This window comes from Paenibacillus sp. FSL E2-0178 (genome assembly GCF_038593005.1).
GTDB classification, from domain to species: Bacteria; Bacillota; Bacilli; order Paenibacillales; family Paenibacillaceae; genus Paenibacillus_AQ; species Paenibacillus_AQ phytohabitans.
In genome coordinates, this window is the sequence record NZ_CP151953.1 from 6310290 (window position 1) to 6328868 (window position 18579).

Below are 18579 nucleotides of genomic sequence, written 5' to 3' on the forward strand. Positions count from 1 at the left end.
TATTTCTATATACTACCTTAGCTGGTTGTATATTCTTCGCAGATTGATAGTAATACCATGAAGGAGAGTTCGCTGGCAGAGCCGTCGCTCTGTTTTGCGGGCTTTTTTGGTATGTGGAGTTTGGATATCGGACCAATATCTGTATATTAGCCGGCAAGTTTATAGAAAAACACCAGAAATTAAAGGATTGCCTGCTACTGAAAGCGTTCTCTCCGCTTTAGATTAAAGAGGCAGCCGGATGGTTATTCCACAGGCAGCGCACGGTTTCAGCAATCCATTACATTCAGGAGGGTCTCACACATGAGAAAATTCAGCAAAACGATCTCGCTGGCCGCAGTGACTATGCTTCTTGCATCATCCCTGGCAGCCTGCTCATCGAACAACAGCAGCAATAATGCCACAGCAGCAGGAGGTGCGGATGCGCCGGGCAATTCCGGCAGTCCGGCTACGGCAGCCGCCGAGTCCAAGCCGGACCTTAAACGGCTGAGCATCTGGCAAAGCGAGGACTACAATACCTATCCGGTAGCGTCGATGCTGCAGGAGAAGACCGGCTACAAAGTGTCGTACGACATGCTGCCACAGGACAAATGGGGCGAGAAGCTTAACCTAATTATGTCCTCCGGGGAGCCGTACGATGTGATCACCACCTACAATGACATGGCGCTCTATTCTGATTATGCGCAAAAAGGCGCACTCGTCGATCTGACGCCGCTCATTGATGAATACGGTCCCAATATCAAGAAGGCGATCTCCCAGGAGTCGATGGACGCGCTGAAGATTGACGGCAAACTGTATGCCATCCCTGTAGTGGTCACTTATAAAGTGAACAGCAGCATCCTGATTCGCACGGACTGGCTGGAGAAGCTGGGGCTGAAGATGCCGACGACTACCGATGAACTGACCACGGTACTGAAAGCATTCCAGGAGAAGGACCCGGGCGGCAACGGCGATCAGAACATGCCGCTGACGATCCGCGGCGACCTGCCGATGCTGGATAACCTTGTCGGCGCATTCGGCATGCCGAATACGTGGAATGATGTGGACGGCCAGCTGGTACCGCGCCTGCTGGACCCGGCGTATAAGGACTACATCACCTATACTGCAGATCTCTACAAGCAGGGCTTGCTGGACAAGGAATTCGTCGTGAACAAGGACGCCACCGCCAAAGAGAAATTCACCAGCGGCAAAGCCGGAGCGATTATCGTCCACTGGGCGGATATCGGCGGGATCGCCGAGGCGTTGACGAAGAACATCCCGGATGCGAAGTTCGCCTTCGTCTCGGCGCTGAAGGGACCGTCGGGGGAAGCGGGCTTCTCGGGCAATGCCGGATTCGACCGTCTGACGTTCGTGCCGAAGGCGTCGAAGCATCCGGAAGACGCAGTGAAATGGATCAACGCGACGCTGGAGCCGGAGACGTTCAAGAATCTGGCGATCGGGGAAGAAGGCAAGACGTACACGTTCGAGAACGGGGCGTACCTGCCGATTCTGCCGGCCTTCAACGATGAGCGCAACCTGTCGAACAACTACATGTCAGGCACGGACGAACAGAACTATCCGCTGTACTGGCAGGCCCGGGCACGGAAGAATCCGGTGCAGTTCGAAGCATTCGACAGCCTGAATAACCAGCTGCCGGATGAATATAAGATCCAGAATATTCTGGGGCTGGCGCCATACATGCCGGAATATGCGAAGAACAATCTGCAGCTGGAATCGATGGCGGGGGATTACACGATTAAGCTGATTGCCGGAGCGGATACGCTGGACGGACTGGCAGATTTCCAGGCCAAGTATAAGGCCGCCGGGGAAGAAGCGAGTGCGAAGGAAATCAATGACTGGTACGCAACCTTAAGCAAATAAACCAGAGGAGCGGCAGCTTGCAGTCCGGGAGTCTGCCGCTTTCTTACAAGGCTTAGATAATTACGCGTATGAGCTTGAGCAGCAGTGAGTCAAGCTGAAACGAATATCAGATTAAACTACCAGCATAGAAGGGCAGTGATTATATGAAATTCATGAAGAGGCTGAAACAGACCATTGCCGTGCTCAGTACCGTTGTTCTGCTGGCCGCTCCGTTTCCGGGGCATTCCGCCATTGCAGCGGCGGAGGGTGAGCTTGCAGCTCATGGCGGCACGCACATTCTGCAAGCTGCGCTTAAGGCAGGGGCAACCGATTGGGCCTATACGGAGCAAACGGTCTCCGGAATAACGGCCAATACCGCCTATACCTTCGGCGTCTGGGTAAAAGGCAGCGGGATCGTCACGCTGAAGCTGTCGTCGGGCGGTTCGACGGTAGCTTACACCCGGCCTGTCGCAAGCGGGGAATGGACATACCAGTCGATAGATTTCAATTCCGGTACGAGATCAGGGACCATGGTCTTCTCCATTGTGGACAGCGCGGGAACCGCCTTCCCACAGAGCCAGGCCGCCGGAACGATGGTTCTGGACGATGCTTTTCTGGGGCTGACCGGCTCCACGGATAATCTGCTACAGAACGCGGGCTTTGAGCAAGGCTTCAGCGGCTGGAACAAATACGAGAAGGATGTCTTTACTGTAACGGAAGCCGCTCCGGGGGAGGAACCTGCCCAGCCCACAGAGCCGCCGGTTAACACAACGGTATATACAGGAACCCACTCGCTGAAGGCGGACCTTCAGGGCAAAACAAGCGGCTGGGCTTATGCTACCCAGAAGGTCACGGGCATAACCCAGGGTACAGTATATGAGCTGGGTATGTGGGTGAAGGGCGGCGGGGCCGCCACACTGAAGCTGTCCAAGGGCTCAAGTTCTGGAAGCGCTTCACAGTATGTACGCCAAAAAGCGACCGGCAGCTGGGTCTACTGGACAGCGGATTATACCGCCACCTCAGCCGAGGATCTGTATGTATCCATCTATGACAGCGCCGTCTTCTCCGGCTCGGGCTTCACGCAGGCGGAAGCGGCGGGCACCATGTACATTGACGATGTATTTTTTGGAGTCAAAGGTACGGCGTCCAATCTGCTGCTGAATCCGGGCTTTGAGGCTACAAGTGGACTTACAAATTGGACGGTTGCGAATAACAGCTCGCCAGTTGTGTTCGCCGTTACAGAGGGAACCCCGGAGAACGGTACACCGGTTCCGAGCAGCACACCGAATCCGAGCAGCACGGCGGCTCCGAGCAGTACGCCGGTCCAGACAAGTACACCCACCCCGGCTGCAACAGCAACTCCGGCAAGTACACCAACTCCAGCACCAACCGTAACACCAACGGTAACACCAACGGTAACACCAACCCCATCCGGCTCACCGCTCCCGAGCGCACCGGTGGATGCAGCGAATATACACAGCGGGAACCGTTCGATGCAGGCGGTGACCAAAGGCAAGAAGTCCGACTGGAAAACGGTCACACAGCAGGTGGGCGGAATTACCGCGAATACGGATTACACCTTCGGCCTGTGGATGAAGGGCAGCGGCGCGGTCACGGTGAAGACCGCCAAAAGCAGCGGTGAGAATCTCCAGTTCATCAGACCTAAGGCTACAGGCACCTGGACTTATGTAACTACCAGCTTTAACTCCGGCACGTATTCCGGGTCGCTTGTCTTCTCGATCTCGGACAGCGCGGGAAGTGCCCTGCCCGAAGCGGAAGCGGCGGGAACGATGTATATTGACGATGTCTTCTTCGGGTTAACCGGCGGCGCCAATCTGCTGCTGAACAGCGGCTTTGAGCAGCAGCTCAAATATTGGGGAGGCGATAAGGGAACGGTCTTTACACGGTATCCCAACCAATCGGATAATCCCCCGGCCGAGCAATATGAGGGTATTAACAATCTGGGCGTGTATGCCTGGGACCGGAACCCGGACGGGGTAACGGATTTCGGAGACTGGGTTGGCCGGACCCCGTATCTGGCGGAGGATTTCCTGGAGCAGAATACATGGTCCGATCTTGAAGGCGGCAACCGCCTGGCTGCCTGGCAGAATACACCTTATGCCGGTAGTATGCTGTGGGCGGCATATCCGTTCCCTAAATCGGGCGGAAGCCTGGCAGAGGCGGCAAGCGGAGCCTATAACGGGCATTACCGGAAGCTCGGGGAGAATCTGATTGCCTCCGGCATGGCGAATGCGACGATCCGCTTCGGGCATGAGTTCAACGGCGGCTGGTATGTATGGTCGGTCGGAAATGCCAATGATCCGGACCATCTGCAGAAAACCGAGGATTTCGCGGAAAGCTTCCGCCAGTTCGTTAACACGCTGCGCAGCATTCCGGGGCAGCAGTTCAAATTCGTCTGGAATCCGGCCACCGCAATCTGGGGCGTAGACCTGGAAGCGGCCTTCCCGGGCAGAGACTATGTGGATTTCATCGGGATCGACCACTATGACCAGACCTGGACACAAAGCGGCGGGACACCGATATACGGGACGGCCTACCAGAACGCCGATCCAGCCGAACGGTTAAGAAGACAACAGCTGGCCTGGACGGCCGAGGTGAATGACGGCAACTGGGGACTGAATATGATTGCCTCCTTCGCCGAAGATCAAGGGGTTCCGCTTGGTCTCTGCGAATGGGGGCTGGCTGCCCGGTCAGACGGAATGGGCGGGGCGGATAATCCTTATTTCATCCAGCAGATGCATGAGTGGATCGAGAACAACAATGTGGCCTGGCATGTGTACTTCAACGTCTCGGCCAGCGACGGCGACCATGATCTGTATGACACGGTAGCTTTCCCGCAGTCCTCGGCCAAATTCAGCGAGCTGTGGAACCCGGCCGGAGCGCCGGATACATCCCCGGCCATTGAGCCTGCGGATATCCCCGGCATCAGCGGGCCGTATGTCCGGATCGAAGGCGAAGACGGCATCCTGACCGGTAGCGTCAACAAGCTTCACGGTGATCCATGGGCATCCGGTGGAGAATTCGCTGTGATGTACAAATCGGTCAACGCGCTTACCTTCACCAATGCGAACCGGGCGGATAACGGGCTTGCCATTGTCTATCAGGGCTGGCAGTCGGACCAGAAAGCTTCTCTCTACGTCAACGGCGTTCTGGTCAAAGCGGGTATCCTGTTCCCGCAACATGGGCGCTCCTGGTCGCACAGCTACGGCTCTGTCGTCATTCCTGACGTACAGATCCCTCAGGGAGCTACCGTCAAGCTGCAGATCAATCCAAGCGATGAGCTGGACAACTTCGATAACTTCAAGGTCGACTATATTCTGCTGCTGGGAGCAACGGGGACTTATGTCCCCGGCGATCCCGCCGATATCGAAGACGGGTCTCAGGCGGTGAGTGTGCCTTCGCGGACATCCTTCACCCGCAGCGGGGTATGGTCGCTTACGGCCAATGTGAAAGGCACCGGAGATACCAACGGTTCCAGTTATAGTACGCAGCCTGTGCTTACCGCAGGCAAGAGCTATACCTTCGGCGCATGGATCAAGGGCTCCGGCAAGATGGCACTGGTAATTCAGAATACAACGAGCTGGGCGGAGGTGCTTGTGAAGCCCTTCCAGGCCACGGCTGACTGGCAGTATGTCTCGGCCACGTACACGCCTTCCGCCACCGGCCCGTACAACATCAAGCTGGGGGACAGGGACACCAGCGGCAATACAGGCCGGATCTATATTGACGATGTGAAGCTGGCGGGAACGGAGGACGGGGTTGCCGTGATCGACGAGAATTTCGAGGACGGCGGAACCCATTGGTGGAATCCTGCGAACTTCAAGATGACGGATTACTCGCGTAATGCGGGCAGCGCAGATGCCCATAGCGGAAGCTGGGCGCTGAAGGTCAGCAGTGGCGGGGCAGCAGCGGGAGTAGAGTCAGCCCTCTCCCCGGCGGTTCGCCTGAAGGGAGGCGAAGCGTACAGCTTCAAATTCTGGGCGAAGGGGAGCGGCAGTGTCTCGGTTCAGCTGCAGAACAAGGACAACCAGCAGCAGCTGGCCGATGAGAGCTTCGCCGTGGCTTCAGCGGGTGACTGGGAAGAACACAGCTTCACCGTGCAGCCGGCGGCAAGCGGTGACTATATCCTGAAGCTGGGGAGCGGAAGCAGCGGCGGGGTGCTGTACCTCGATGATCTGCTCCTGAACGCCGCAGGAAGCAATAATCTGCTGGCGAATTCCGATTTCGAGCTGGGTACAGGGTACTGGCAGGAGAATGCTGCATTCACCGTCCTGAATACCAATGAACTGCAGCTGGCGGATGGGCTGATCGACGGGCTGGACAGCCTGGACAAAGTGAAGGAATCCGCCAATATCAAGATCGACAACGCCAATACAGCCTGGTATGGCGGAGATTCCGCGCGGGCTGTCCAGGCCGGGGCGGGCGGCGGCTATCTTCTGTACGAGCTGCCGTCCGGCATCACCTCCGTTTCTATCACCCTCTATGAAGATGAAGCCAATACGCCAAAGGGGATAGCCGCTTCCGTGTCTGACGGAAGCGGTTTTGAGCCTCTGGCCCTGACCGCCGACACGTATGCCAATGCCGGGAAGACGAATCTTCCGCTCACCGTCTACCAGAGCTATGGCGTTCCGGCAGGCATGACCCTGCTTAAGATCGCCATTCCGGACAGCGTTGGCGCCGGGACTGTGCAACTGTCGGAGGTTGCCATTAATGCTGTCGCGGCTCCGGTGACGGCAGAGCCGGGAGCCGGGGAGATGACTCCCGGGCAAGCCGTAACGCTCGCCACAAGCGAGAGCGGCGGGAATATTTACTATACGCTCACGGGAAGCGGGGCGAAGCTTCTCTATACCGGGCCGGTCACCCTGGACCACTCCGCCACACTGACCGCCTGGACGGAAGCTGCGGGCAAGCGCAAGAGCATCACCCGTTCGTTCGCTTACGTGAACACGGAAGAGATTGTGGTCGATGCCTACGGGCAGATCCGCACGGCCGAGTTCCCGGGCAAGATTCATAACGACGCGGAATTCGCCGGGGCTGCGCTTGCCGATCAGGCCTATACGGACGGGCTTACCGCTCCGGCAGACCGGGATGCTTACGGCGGACTGGCCGGAAGCCAGGCAACCTATCATTTAACGCAGACCGGATACTTCCATATTGAACAGCTGAACGGGAAATCTGTCATGGTCGATCCGCTCGGCAATCTGTATTTCAACCTGGCTGTGAACGGCACGGGATATGTGGATGAGACCTTCACGGTCGTGAACGGGCGCGAGAACGTCTATGAATGGCTGCCGGCGAAGACCGGACAGTTCCAGAGCGCCTATGACGGCAGCGGGAACTTCTCTTTCTATGTGGCGAATCAGATCCGGCGGACCGGACAGCCCTTTAGTCAGGCCCAGTATTCCGCGGACAGCGTGGATTTCGTGAAGTCGCTGGGCTTCACCGGACTCGGCGCCTGGTCCAAAGCCAGCGGCATGCCTTATGTGGACTGGCTGCCTATGCCGAACCTGAAGATCGGGGACAGCGGCTTATTCGATATCTTCCACCCCGATATGCTGAACCAGCTGGATGAGAGATTCAGTGCACTCGGGGCCAATACCGGTAATCAGCAGCTGATCGGCTATATGTTCGCCAACGAGCTTCCTTACAACAAGCTGAAGTCCGCCGTTCCGGCGGCGAATGCCTCGACCGGCAGCAAGGTCAGGCTGGTGGAGATGCTCGCGGAGGAATACGGAACGATTGACAGCTTCAATACCGCCTGGGCGATGAACGCCGCCAGCTTCGAGGCGCTGAAGAACACCTCCTTTGCCGCCAAGACAGAGCTGGCTACGCAGGATATGGACCATTTTACAGCGCTGTATCTGGATGAGCTCTACAAGCAAATTGCCTATTACACCAAGAAGTATGACCCGAATCATCTGGCTATGGGTGACCGGTGGCTGGCCGGTGTGATGAATGACAGCAAGCTCCGGGAAGCCCTGGCCCAGTATGCGGGCAAATATATGGATGTGCTGACCTATAATTATTACACCTATGATTTGAACCTGGATATGCTGAAGCATCTGTACGAGCTGGCTGGAGAAACGCCGTTTATCATGACGGAGTTCCATTACGGCGATCCGACCACTGGACTGACGTTCGCGGCCCGGATGGCCGAGAATGAGCAGGACAAAGGACTGATGTACAGCAACTACGTGGAGCAGGCGGCAGCTTCAGGCATCATTGTCGGCGCCGACTGGTTCACCTATCTGGACCAGGCGCCTACGGGAAGATGGTTCCAGGGCCTGAACGGCGAAGCCGGCGCCATCGGGCTGATCAATGTCGCGGGACGGCCGTATCAGGACTTCCTCCAGTCGGTGTCCGGAACCAACGCCAAGATCTATGACATCCTGCTCGGCAACACGCCGCCTTATGACCATGTGTTCAAGCCGGGACAGACCGAGCGGACTTCGGATAAGGTATTGTCTGTAGCGAAGGCAGCTGCTGCTCCGGTACTCGGTAATTTGGACACGGAATGGACAGGTGCCGCGACTGCCTCTATTACCGATGTCGATCTGGTGCTGGGTGTGATGAAGACAGGCGTCGGCGGCCAGATGAGCCTGACCTGGGATGATGATTACTTCTATTTCCGCTCCCATATTGATGATCCCACGCCGATGCAGAGCCCGAATGTAATCAAGGGGCTCACCGTGCCGGCGGCCAAGGCCTACCTGTGGGCCGGAGATGCCATTGAGCTGTTCTTCGGGCCGAAGAATGTGGATGAAGGCGGCTCGATGCAGTTCAGCGACAGCCAGATTCTGCTGGCAGCGGCCATGGACGCAAGCGGCAACGCACAGACGGCCTATTACTGGGCCGGGTATAAGGAGCAGGAGCAGCCGGCCATCGATATGGCGGCCAAGCCGGATGAGGACGGCAAGGGCTATACCCTTGAGGCGCGGATTGCTTTTGCGGATCTGGGAGTAACCGGTCCATCAGACGGTACGGCCATCCGTTTCGATATGGGCTTCGATGAAGGGGGTGCCGGCGGCCGTGAACGTCAGTTCTACTGGAACGGGGTAGAGAGCAACTCCGCGAACCGGGAGAAATGGGGCAAGATCATTCTCGCGGACGGCGGCACCGCTGCTCCGGCCGGAGTGCCCGGCACGCCGGTGCTTGCCGACAACAACGGCTACGATACGGGATTGGCCGATGGCGATTATCAGGTGACGATGAATATGTGGTGGGGGAACAACGGAGATACCTATAAGCTCTACGAGAACGATGTTCTCATTGATACGCAGACGCTGTCCGCCCATTCTCCGGATGCCCAGACAGCGGTCACGTCCATCAGCGGCAGGAAGAACGGGACTTACCGCTATTACGCAGAGCTGACGAGCCGGGCGGGGACCACAAGAAGCGCTCCGCTGACCGTGGCTGTAACCCAGGCACAGCCCGGTACCCCGGTCCTGAGCCACAACAACTGGGATCAGGACGGCAGCTTCGAGATCAGCATGAACCTGTGGTGGGGAACGAACGGCTCCGTATACAAGCTGTATGAGAATGGCGTGCTTATAGATACTCAGACGCTTGCCCAGCGGACGCCAAATGCCCAGTCTGCCTTGACCAGGGTTCGCGGCAAAGCGCCGGGCAGCTATGAATACCGCTGCGAGCTGATCAACAGCGCGGGGGTGTCAACCAGCCAGATGATCGTTGTCCAGGTTACAAAATAAACTTTCACCGAAAAAGTCTATACAATAAGCCGGGAAATTAAAGGATATTCCATGGGGAAATGAAGCGCAAATTGATAGAATGTGGGGGAGTAACAGGGACCCGGCCAGAGCTGCTGGCCGGGTCTTCCATATCATTAGGGGGTTTAAGAACATGGCAGAAATTATTGGCAGCGCGTTACCTAACATTCCGTGGCAGGACAAGCCGGACGGAATTCAGGATGTAGTCTGGAGACATAACGCCAATCCGATTGTGGACTGGAATCCGATTCCGGCCGCTTCGCGGATCTTTAACAGTGCGGTCATTCCATACGAAGGCGGATTCGTCGGAGTCTTCCGCGCCGAGCATAAGCATGGCATGCCCAATCTGCATCTGGGACGGTCGGCGGATGGACTGAAGTGGGAGATCGATAATGATATCATTGTCTGGAAAGACGAAGCGGGAGAGCCTTACCAGCCGAATTATGCCTACGATCCCCGGGTGGTGCAGATTGAAGATATGTACTACATCATCTGGTGTACGGATTTCGGCGGTGCGGCTCTGGGGCTTGGCATGACCCGGGATTTCCGGGAGTTTGTCCGGCTGGAGAATCCGTTCATTCCTTTTAACCGCAACGGCGTACTGTTTCCCCGGACAATCAATGGAAAGTACGTGCTGCTCAGCCGTCCCAGCGACAGCGGGCATACCCCGTTCGGCGACATTTATCTGAGCGAGAGCCCGGATATGGTCCATTGGGGACACCACCGGAAGGTCATGTCCAAGGCTGCCGCCGGCTGGTGGCAGGATGTGAAGATCGGAGGCGGACCTGCGCCGATTGAAACGTCGGAGGGCTGGCTGATCTTTTACCATGGCGTCGTCGGCACCTGCAACGGGCTGGTCTACAGCATGGGTGCGGCGATTCTCGATCTGGATACCCCTTCCAAGGTGCTGTACCGGACAAGGGATTATCTGCTGACCCCGGAGAAAAATTACGAAGCGGTCGGGTTCGTCCCGAACGTGGTCTTCCCCTGTGCAACGCTGCAGGATGCGGCAACCGGGCGGATTGCCATCTACTACGGGGCGGCGGACACCTATGTGGCCGTGGCCTACACCACCATTCAAGAGCTGATTCCCTATATCAAGGCGAATTCCGCGCTTGCTCCGGGTGACGGCATCGACTTCAGATAAATTATAAGGAAAGGGGCTGGAGCACCATGGCTGGCTTCGGCAATTTCACAGAGAACGGCTCAGAGTTTGTATTTACCGGCACGCAGACCCCGCGGCCTATGCTGAATTATATTTGGAACCCGCGGATACTGTCGGGCATTAACCATTTCGGCGGGGGCGACGGGGCTTATGGCTCGCGGAGTGCCGCCTATATCGACCCGGAGGGAAGAGGGCGCTCAAGCCTGTTCCGCGGCGGCAACCGCTATTTCTATATCCGTGACGGGGAAACGGGTGAATTCTGGAATCCGGGCTGGTACCCGGTCAAGCGGACGCTGGACCGCTACTCCTGCACCCACGGGCTGGGGTATACCCGGCTGGAGGGGGCTTACGGCGGAATTGCCGCGGGTGCCAGAGTATTCGTCAATGCGGAGGACCCGGTGGAAATCTGGACGGTCACCCTCACGAACGAAAGCCCGCGTGAACGGGAGATTAAGGTCTATTCCTTCGTAGAATTCTCACTGGAAGGCTATGCAAGGTACAGTGAATATAACTCCTATGTCTACTGCGATTATCTGGCGGAAGACGGTATTATCGTCGCGCACAACCATGCCCAGGAGCGGCCGCATGAATGGTTCGACGGCTTCGCGGCGGCGAGCGTGAAGCCGACAGGCTATGAGACGGGAAAACGGGCATTTTTGGGGAACTATGGCGATACCGGCAGTCCCCAGAGCGTAGTCCGCGGAGCCTGCTCGAATTCACTGGCCGCCTGTGAGGATATGGTCGGCGTGCTGGAGCACACCTTCACCCTGAAGCCGGGGGAGGAGGTTACCTATCATACCCTCTGGGGAGCAGCCGATGGCAATGAGACGGCGCGGGAGCTGACCCGCAAGCTGCTGGCACCCGGCAGGATCGAAGCTGATTTCGCGCGGCTGCTGGCGGAGAAGACAGCGATGACGGAGGATATTGCCGTGCAGACGCCGCTGGATAAGGTGAATCACATCACCAATATGTGGGTCAAGCAGCAGGTGCTGCTCTGTGCCGAGGCCGGCAGAGCCACAGGCAAGGGCTTCCGTGACCAGCTGCAGGATGCCTGGGCGGTGTCCGCTTTTCTCCCGGGATTGGCTAAGGAGAAGATCAAGGAAACCCTGAAGTATCAATACAAGGACGGGAAATGTGTCCGGGGCTGGCTTCCGCTGGACCCGCATATTTATTCTGACGGTCCCGTATGGATTGCGCCGACGGTGAATGCCTATCTCAAGGAAACCGGTGATTATGCCTTCCTGCAGGAGCAGGTGCCTTATCTGGATGAAGGAGCGGGCACGGTCTGGGAGCATATGCTGACAGCGGTCCGTTATTCTTCCGGGGACCTCGGGGAGCACTCGCTGGTGCTTGCACATGACGGGGACTGGAACGATTCGCTGAACGGAATCGGTACGGGCGGCAAGGGCGAAAGCGTCTGGACCTCGATTGCCCTGTATCATGCCCTGAACGAAACTGCGGAATTGGCCCGGGAAGTGGTCCGGGATGAGGGGCTTGCCCGGGAGCTGCTGGAGCTTGCGGCACGGATCAAGGACGCGGTGAATGCTAACGGCTGGGACGGGGACTGGTACCTTGCGGCTTACAATGACCTTGGGGACAAGGTCGGTTCCCATACGGAACAGGAGGGCAGCATATACCTGAACAGCCAGACCTGGGCGGTCATGTCGGGACTGGCTGAGGGTGAACGTGCCGGGCAGTGTCTGCTGGCGGTGGACAGCAAGCTGGACTCCCCGTATGGACCGCTTACCCTTTCGCCTCCTTATACGGAATACAATGCCTCCATCGGCCGCTTAACCGGCTTTGTTCCCGGCATCTGGGAGAACGGAACGCCTTACTGCCATGGGGGAACGTTCAAGATTGTTGCCGATTGCGTGGCGGGAAGAGGCAATGAAGCCTTTGACACCTACAGCAAAATACTGCCCGACAGCGCCGCCAACCCTTCGGATTATTCCGGCTGCGAGCCTTATGCGTTCACGAATATGTACTTCGGTCCGGCGAATCCGCGGGCCGGAGAGACGGCATTTGCCTGGGTAACCGGTACGGCAGGCTGGATGTTCCGTGCGGTGACCCAGTATATGCTCGGCTTCTATCCGGGCTATGACGATATTAAGATTCGTCCCTGCATTCCTGAGGACTGGGAAGAATGCTCTATGAAGCGGGTCTATAGGGGCGATACCTATCTGCTGACCATACGCAACAAGAACCGGAAGCAGTGCGGGCTGGAGCGGCTCACCGTTGACGGCAAGGAGATTGCCGGGGACGTCTTTCCTATTTTTGGAGACGGTCTGACGCATACTATTGAGGTGGACATGTAGAGACAGCGCCGCAGCTCCATAGTGCCGCAACTTTATAGAATAGCACCAGAAATTGAAGGATTGCCTTCTACTGATAACGGTATCGTTTCTTTACAATAAAGATACAACAGACAGAAGAAGGTGATAGATTTGAGCAAAAGCGAAATCTCGCTGGGCCATCAGCAGGCGGTCAAGACAGGGGCCGGCGGACGGCGCTGGCGGCTGATCCGCAGCAATCTCGATATGTACGCGCTGCTGCTTCCGGGGCTTGTCTTTTTATTATTGTTCAAATACACGCCGATGTACGGCATCCTGATTGCCTTTCAGGATTTCAACATTTTCGGCGGTATCGGGGGAAGCGAATGGGTCGGGCTGGCGCAGTTCGAGAAGCTGATTCATTCCAGCGATTTCATGAATGTGCTGATCAACACGCTGGTCATCAGCCTGTACAAGATCGTCATATTATTTCCGATTCCGGTATTGATCGCTTTGCTGCTGAATGAAGTGAAGCGGATGTTCTTCAAGCGTACGATCCAGACGGTTATTTATCTGCCCCATTTTCTCTCGTGGGTCATCATCTCCGGATTGTTCATTACCATTCTCTCCCCGGCGGGCGGGCTGGTCAATGTGATCATCAGCAGCTTCGGCGGGCATCCGGTCTCGTTCCTGACCGACAACCAGTTCTTCCGCAGCGTCATTGTCTTCACGGCAGGCTGGAAGGAAACTGGCTGGAATGCCATCGTCTTCATCGCTGCCATTGCGGGCATCGAGCAGGAGCAGTACGAAGCGGCAGCCATCGACGGTGCGGGACGGATCAGACAGATGATCTCGATCACCCTGCCCGGCATTCTGCCCACCGTTGTGCTGATGTTCATCCTGCGGATCGGCAGCCTGCTGGAGGCGGGGACGGAACAGATTCTCACCATGTATAATCCGCTGGTCTACCAGACGGGCGATGTAATTGGAACCTATGTGTACCGCCTCGGACTGGGGCAGCAGGATTACAGCTTCAGTACAGCGGTCGGATTATTCAATTCCGTCGTCGGCTTTGTGCTGGTGTTGTCCGGCAACATGCTCAGCCGCAAATTTTTGAACCGCAGCATCTGGTAAGGGAGGGGAAGTGTGAACATGCGCAGCAAAACAATCGGCAGTCTGTGCTTTGATGCCGGAATCTATCTCTTTTTGACCGCGATGGGACTGATCACTCTGCTCCCGTTCGCCAATGTACTGTCGAAGTCGGTAAGTGAGGAGTGGGCGATCACCTCGGGTAAGGTCGGTATTTTCCCGGTAGGGTTCCAGCTGGATACGATGAAATTCGTCGTCACCTCCAGCCAGTTTCTGCATTCCCTGCTTATCTCGGTTATTGTCACGCTTGTGGGAACGCTATTGTCGCTGCTTATCACCGCCATGACGGCCTACCCGCTGTCCAAGCGGGAGCTTCCAGGCTCCGGCATTCTGATCGTCATGTTTATCTTCACGATGATGTTCAGCGGCGGCATTATTCCGAATTACCTGTTGATCCGCCAGCTCGGCCTGATCAATCATCTGGGCTCGCTGATTCTGCCGGCACTGATCAATGTATTCAACATGCTGGTGATCAAAAGCTACTTCGAGAGCCTCCCGGAAAGCCTGGAGGAATCAGCCAAGCTCGAAGGGGCGAGGAATTATACGATCCTATTCCGGATTATTCTGCCGCTCAGCGCTCCGGTGCTGGCTACGATCGGTTTGTTCTACGCCGTATCGTTCTGGAATGACTATTTCAATCCGATGCTGTATATTAACAGCTCTAACTTGAAACCGCTTCAGCTCTATCTGCAGGATATCGTCATGAATGCGGACAGCTCCTCCCTCAACCGGAGCGCCGATGATCTGATGAACGTTCCGGCGGAAGGCGTCCGGGCAGCGACTGTCATCGCCTCGACCGTGCCGATTCTGCTGGTGTATCCGTTCCTGCAGAAGTACTTCATCAAGGGTGTGCTGATCGGTTCCGTCAAGGGCTGATCAGAATTCTGGAATTCGGCTTCAACTGTAAATTATAGATATATCTTTCAGGAGGGTCTCACATGAGAAAAATCAGTAAAACAGCCGCACTGGCCGCAGCGACCATGCTTCTTGCATCATCCCTGGCAGCCTGCTCGTCGAACAACAGCAGCAATAATGCCACAGCAGCAGGAGGTGCGGATGCGCCGGGCAATTCCGGCAGTCCGGCGACGGCAGCCGCCGAGTCCAAGCCGGACCTTAAACGGCTGAGCATCTGGCAAAGCGAGGACTACAATACCTATCCGGTAGCGTCGATGCTGCAGGAGAAGACCGGCTACAAAGTGTCGTACGACATGCTGCCGCAGGACAAATGGGGCGAGAAGCTCAACCTGATTATGTCCTCCGGGGAGCCGTACGATGTGATCACCACCTACAATGACATGGCGCTCTATTCCGATTATGCGCAAAAAGGCGCACTGGTCGATCTGACGCCGCTCATTGATGAATACGGTCCCAATATCAAAAAGGCGATCTCCCAGGAGTCGATGGACGCGCTGAAGATTGACGGCAAGCTGTATGCCATTCCGGTGGTCGTTACCTACAAAGTGAACAGCAGCATCCTGATCCGCACGGACTGGCTGGAGAAGCTGGGGCTGAAGATGCCGACGACTACCGATGAACTGACCACGGTACTGAAAGCATTCCAGGAGAAGGACCCGGGCGGCAACGGCGACCAGAACGTGCCGCTGACGATCCGCGGCGACCTGCCGATGCTGGATAACCTGGTCGGCGCGTTCGGTATGCCGAATACGTGGAATGATGTGGACGGCCAGCTGGTGCCGCGTCTGCTGGACCCGGCGTATAAGGACTACATCACCTATACTGCAGATCTCTACAAGCAGGGCTTGCTGGACAAGGAATTCGTCGTGAACAAGGATGCCACCGCCAAAGAGAAATTCACCAGCGGCAAAGCCGGAGCGATCATCGTCCACTGGGCGGATATCGGCGGCATCTCCGATGCGCTGACGAAGAACTTCCCGGATGCGAAGTTTGCTTTCGTCTCCGCGCTGAAGGGACCGTCGGGGGAAGCGGGCTTCTCGGGCAATGCCGGATTCGACCGTCTGACCTTCGTGCCGAAGGCGTCGAAGCATCCGGAAGATGCGGTGAAATGGATCAACGCGACGCTGGAGCCGGAGACGTTCAAGAATCTGGCGATCGGGGAAGAAGGCAAGACGTACACGTTCGAGAACGGGGCGTACCTGCCGATTCTGCCGGCCTTCAACGATGAGCGCAACCTGTCGAACAACTACATGTCAGGCACGGATGAACAGAACTATCCGCTGTACTGGCAGGCCCGGGCGCGGAAGAATCCGGTGCAGTTCGAAGCGTTCGACAGCCTGAACAACCAGCTGCCGGATGAATACAAGATCCAGAATATTCTGGGGCTGGCACCGTACATGCCGGAATATGCAAAGAACAATCTGCAGCTGGAATCGATGGCGGGGGATTACACGATTAAGCTGATTGCCGGAGCGGATACGCTGGACGGACTGGCAGATTTCCAGGCCAAGTATAAGGCCGCGGGAGAAGAAGCGAGTGCGAAGGAAATCAATGACTGGTATGCAACTGTAAACAAATAAACCATAGGAGCGGCAGCTTGAATTACAGGAGCTTGCCGCTTCCTTTCCATGAAGGGAGACGGAAAATTTGAATAACCTGGAATATTCATTTCAGCGGCAGGTTCAGACGGTGCTGCATGCTGAGGTTATTGTCATAGGCGGCGGTCCTGCGGGTACGGCGGCGGCAATCAGTGCGGCAAGATGCGGCAAGCAGGTGGTGCTGCTGGAGAAATCGGCACAGCTCGGCGGGATGGGAACCCTGGCGAATGTCAGCGTATTTATGCCCATCGGGAATGTGACCGGGATCTACCGTGAGATTATTGCGGAGATGCTGGCAGAATCTTTGCCGCAGGGGCATGACGAGTCGATTGCACCACAGTATTCGCCTTTTCTGATGCGGCAGTATATGAATGAGAAAATGAAAAAAGAGCAGGTGCAGGTATATTACCATGCCGAGTTCGTGGGCACGGTGCAGGAGGGCGGCAGGATCAAGGCGGTCATTGTCTCCACCCGGGAAGGACTGAGGGCTTTTGAAGGGGAGCAGTTCATTGACTGCACGGGTGATGCAAGAGTAGCGGTTGAGGCGGGAGTCCCGTATCACTCGGGCAGAGAAGAAGACGGACTGACCCAGCCGATGACCCTGATGTTCATGATGCAGAATACCGGCAAGCCGGTGATCCCGATCCTTCCCGAAGGCTGCTATGAATACAAGGAGCTGGCGGATCTGCCGCAAGGGCGCGAGCTCTACTGGGAGCAGAACGGCGACGGTACACTGCTTGTAAATATGTCGCGCGTGAAGGCGAACGGAGCTAAAATAGAAGAGGTGAATTACGCGGAGACGGAAGCGCTCCGGCAGGTGTTCTCGATTGTGAATTATTTGCAGAGAAACGGCTTCGGGACGTATGCACTCTCGCATGTTGCCCCGCAGACCGGGGTCCGGGAGAGCAACCAGATTGAGGGAATTTACACCCTGACCGAGCAGGATGTGGTCAGCGGAGCCCGGTTCCCGGATGTGGTCGCACAGACCAACTACGAGATTGATATTCATAGCCCCGACGGAGCGGGAACGACCGATGAACGGGCCATCAGCGGGTATGATATTCCTTACCGGTGCATGGTGCCGGAGCAGGTCGTGAATCTGCTGGTGGCCGGAAGGCCGATATCGGCTACACATGTGGCCATGTCCTCCATGCGCATGCAGGCCACCTGCTACGCGCTGGGCCAGGCGGCAGGCGCTGCGGCCGCCATCTCGCTGGATGAGTCTGTGCCGCTGCGGGATGTTCCGGCCGATAAGCTGCATGAGGCGCTGAAGCGCCAGGATGTGCGTTTTATAAGTTAACATTAACTATATAGATTGAACTGAAGAACTTCACGCAAGATTTCACATCACTCTGTGAATATGGGACTTCATGGTGGCTGCTGTTGCCGCGGGATATCCTCGATTCATCCGCTTTCCGGGCAGTGATCAGGTAGATTTTCATAAAATCTTGCACATAATACAACATTTTCTTCATTAAATCAGCCCAAATCCGAAATTGTTGTAGAAACTGCAGGATTTCACCTATTTCAAACGAATTTGCGGGAGGATTCTTGTATTTTATACAACAATTCTCCCGAACATCGGACTATCTATGAACTCAAGTTGCAAAACGTACAACATTTATGTCTACATTGATTATTTAAAAGTCAACACACTGCCAGTAACGGATCAAGTGTAAGGTATTGACGTATTCCGCCAGGCCCACACAATTAGATTCTGAAGTTCAATCTATATAGGTGCTAATGTAGATAAAATGAACTTAAAAACTACCCCAAGAAAGCAAAGGTACGGAGGGGGATTTTGGAACTGTAGGAGCGACAGCGTACGCCTGAAAGCCTTCCGCAGGAAAGCCCGCTTCGGAAGCATCAGCAGTCACCCGGATTTCCACCGCGACCAG

General features: G+C 56.3%; 8 protein-coding genes. All 8 read left to right on the forward strand.

Features of this window, described 5'->3' with window-relative positions:
* Positions 1-300: 300 nt before the first annotated feature.
* On the forward strand, positions 301-1857 hold the full coding sequence (locus tag MHI42_RS27510) for an extracellular solute-binding protein (RefSeq protein WP_342421244.1): 1557 nt from the start codon (positions 301-303) through the stop codon (positions 1855-1857).
* Positions 1858-2000: 143 nt separating this feature from the next.
* Positions 2001-9566 (forward strand): carbohydrate binding domain-containing protein, encoded by a 7566-nt coding sequence (locus tag MHI42_RS27515; RefSeq protein WP_342421245.1) that lies wholly within the window; start codon positions 2001-2003, stop codon positions 9564-9566.
* A 151-nt stretch (positions 9567-9717) separates the two neighbouring features.
* Positions 9718-10731, forward strand: coding sequence for a glycoside hydrolase family 130 protein (locus MHI42_RS27520; RefSeq protein WP_342421246.1), 1014 nt, complete (start codon positions 9718-9720; stop codon positions 10729-10731).
* A gap of 26 nt (positions 10732-10757) precedes the next feature.
* Entirely contained in the window at positions 10758-13064 is a 2307-nt protein-coding gene (locus tag MHI42_RS27525) for an amylo-alpha-1,6-glucosidase (RefSeq protein WP_342421247.1), read from the forward strand.
* Between the two features lie 222 nt (positions 13065-13286).
* The gene (locus MHI42_RS27530; RefSeq protein ID WP_342424815.1) at positions 13287-14153 is read left to right on the forward strand and encodes an ABC transporter permease subunit; all 867 of its coding nucleotides are present in this window, start codon (positions 13287-13289) and stop codon (positions 14151-14153) included.
* An 18-nt stretch (positions 14154-14171) separates the two neighbouring features.
* Entirely contained in the window at positions 14172-15044 is an 873-nt protein-coding gene (locus tag MHI42_RS27535) for a carbohydrate ABC transporter permease (protein ID WP_052429660.1), read from the forward strand.
* A gap of 62 nt (positions 15045-15106) precedes the next feature.
* Positions 15107-16663, forward strand: coding sequence for an extracellular solute-binding protein (locus tag MHI42_RS27540; protein ID WP_342421248.1), 1557 nt, complete (start codon positions 15107-15109; stop codon positions 16661-16663).
* Between the two features lie 67 nt (positions 16664-16730).
* Positions 16731-17981, forward strand: coding sequence for an FAD-dependent oxidoreductase (locus MHI42_RS27545; RefSeq protein ID WP_342421249.1), 1251 nt, complete (start codon positions 16731-16733; stop codon positions 17979-17981).
* Positions 17982-18579: the final 598 nt, after the last annotated feature.

What these genes read in the sequence shown, in the direction of transcription:
- MHI42_RS27530 (WP_342424815.1), top strand. Translation starts at nt 13,287, where the DNA reads ATGTACGCGCTGCTGCTTCCGGGGCTTGTCTTTTTATTATTGTTCAAA.
- MHI42_RS27520 (WP_342421246.1), top strand. Translation starts at nt 9,718, where the DNA reads ATGGCAGAAATTATTGGCAGCGCGTTACCTAACATTCCGTGGCAGGAC.
- MHI42_RS27525 (WP_342421247.1), top strand. Translation starts at nt 10,758, where the DNA reads ATGGCTGGCTTCGGCAATTTCACAGAGAACGGCTCAGAGTTTGTATTT.
- MHI42_RS27535 (WP_052429660.1), top strand. Translation starts at nt 14,172, where the DNA reads ATGCGCAGCAAAACAATCGGCAGTCTGTGCTTTGATGCCGGAATCTAT.
- MHI42_RS27515 (WP_342421245.1), top strand. Translation starts at nt 2,001, where the DNA reads ATGAAATTCATGAAGAGGCTGAAACAGACCATTGCCGTGCTCAGTACC.
- MHI42_RS27540 (WP_342421248.1), top strand. Translation starts at nt 15,107, where the DNA reads ATGAGAAAAATCAGTAAAACAGCCGCACTGGCCGCAGCGACCATGCTT.
- MHI42_RS27510 (WP_342421244.1), top strand. Translation starts at nt 301, where the DNA reads ATGAGAAAATTCAGCAAAACGATCTCGCTGGCCGCAGTGACTATGCTT.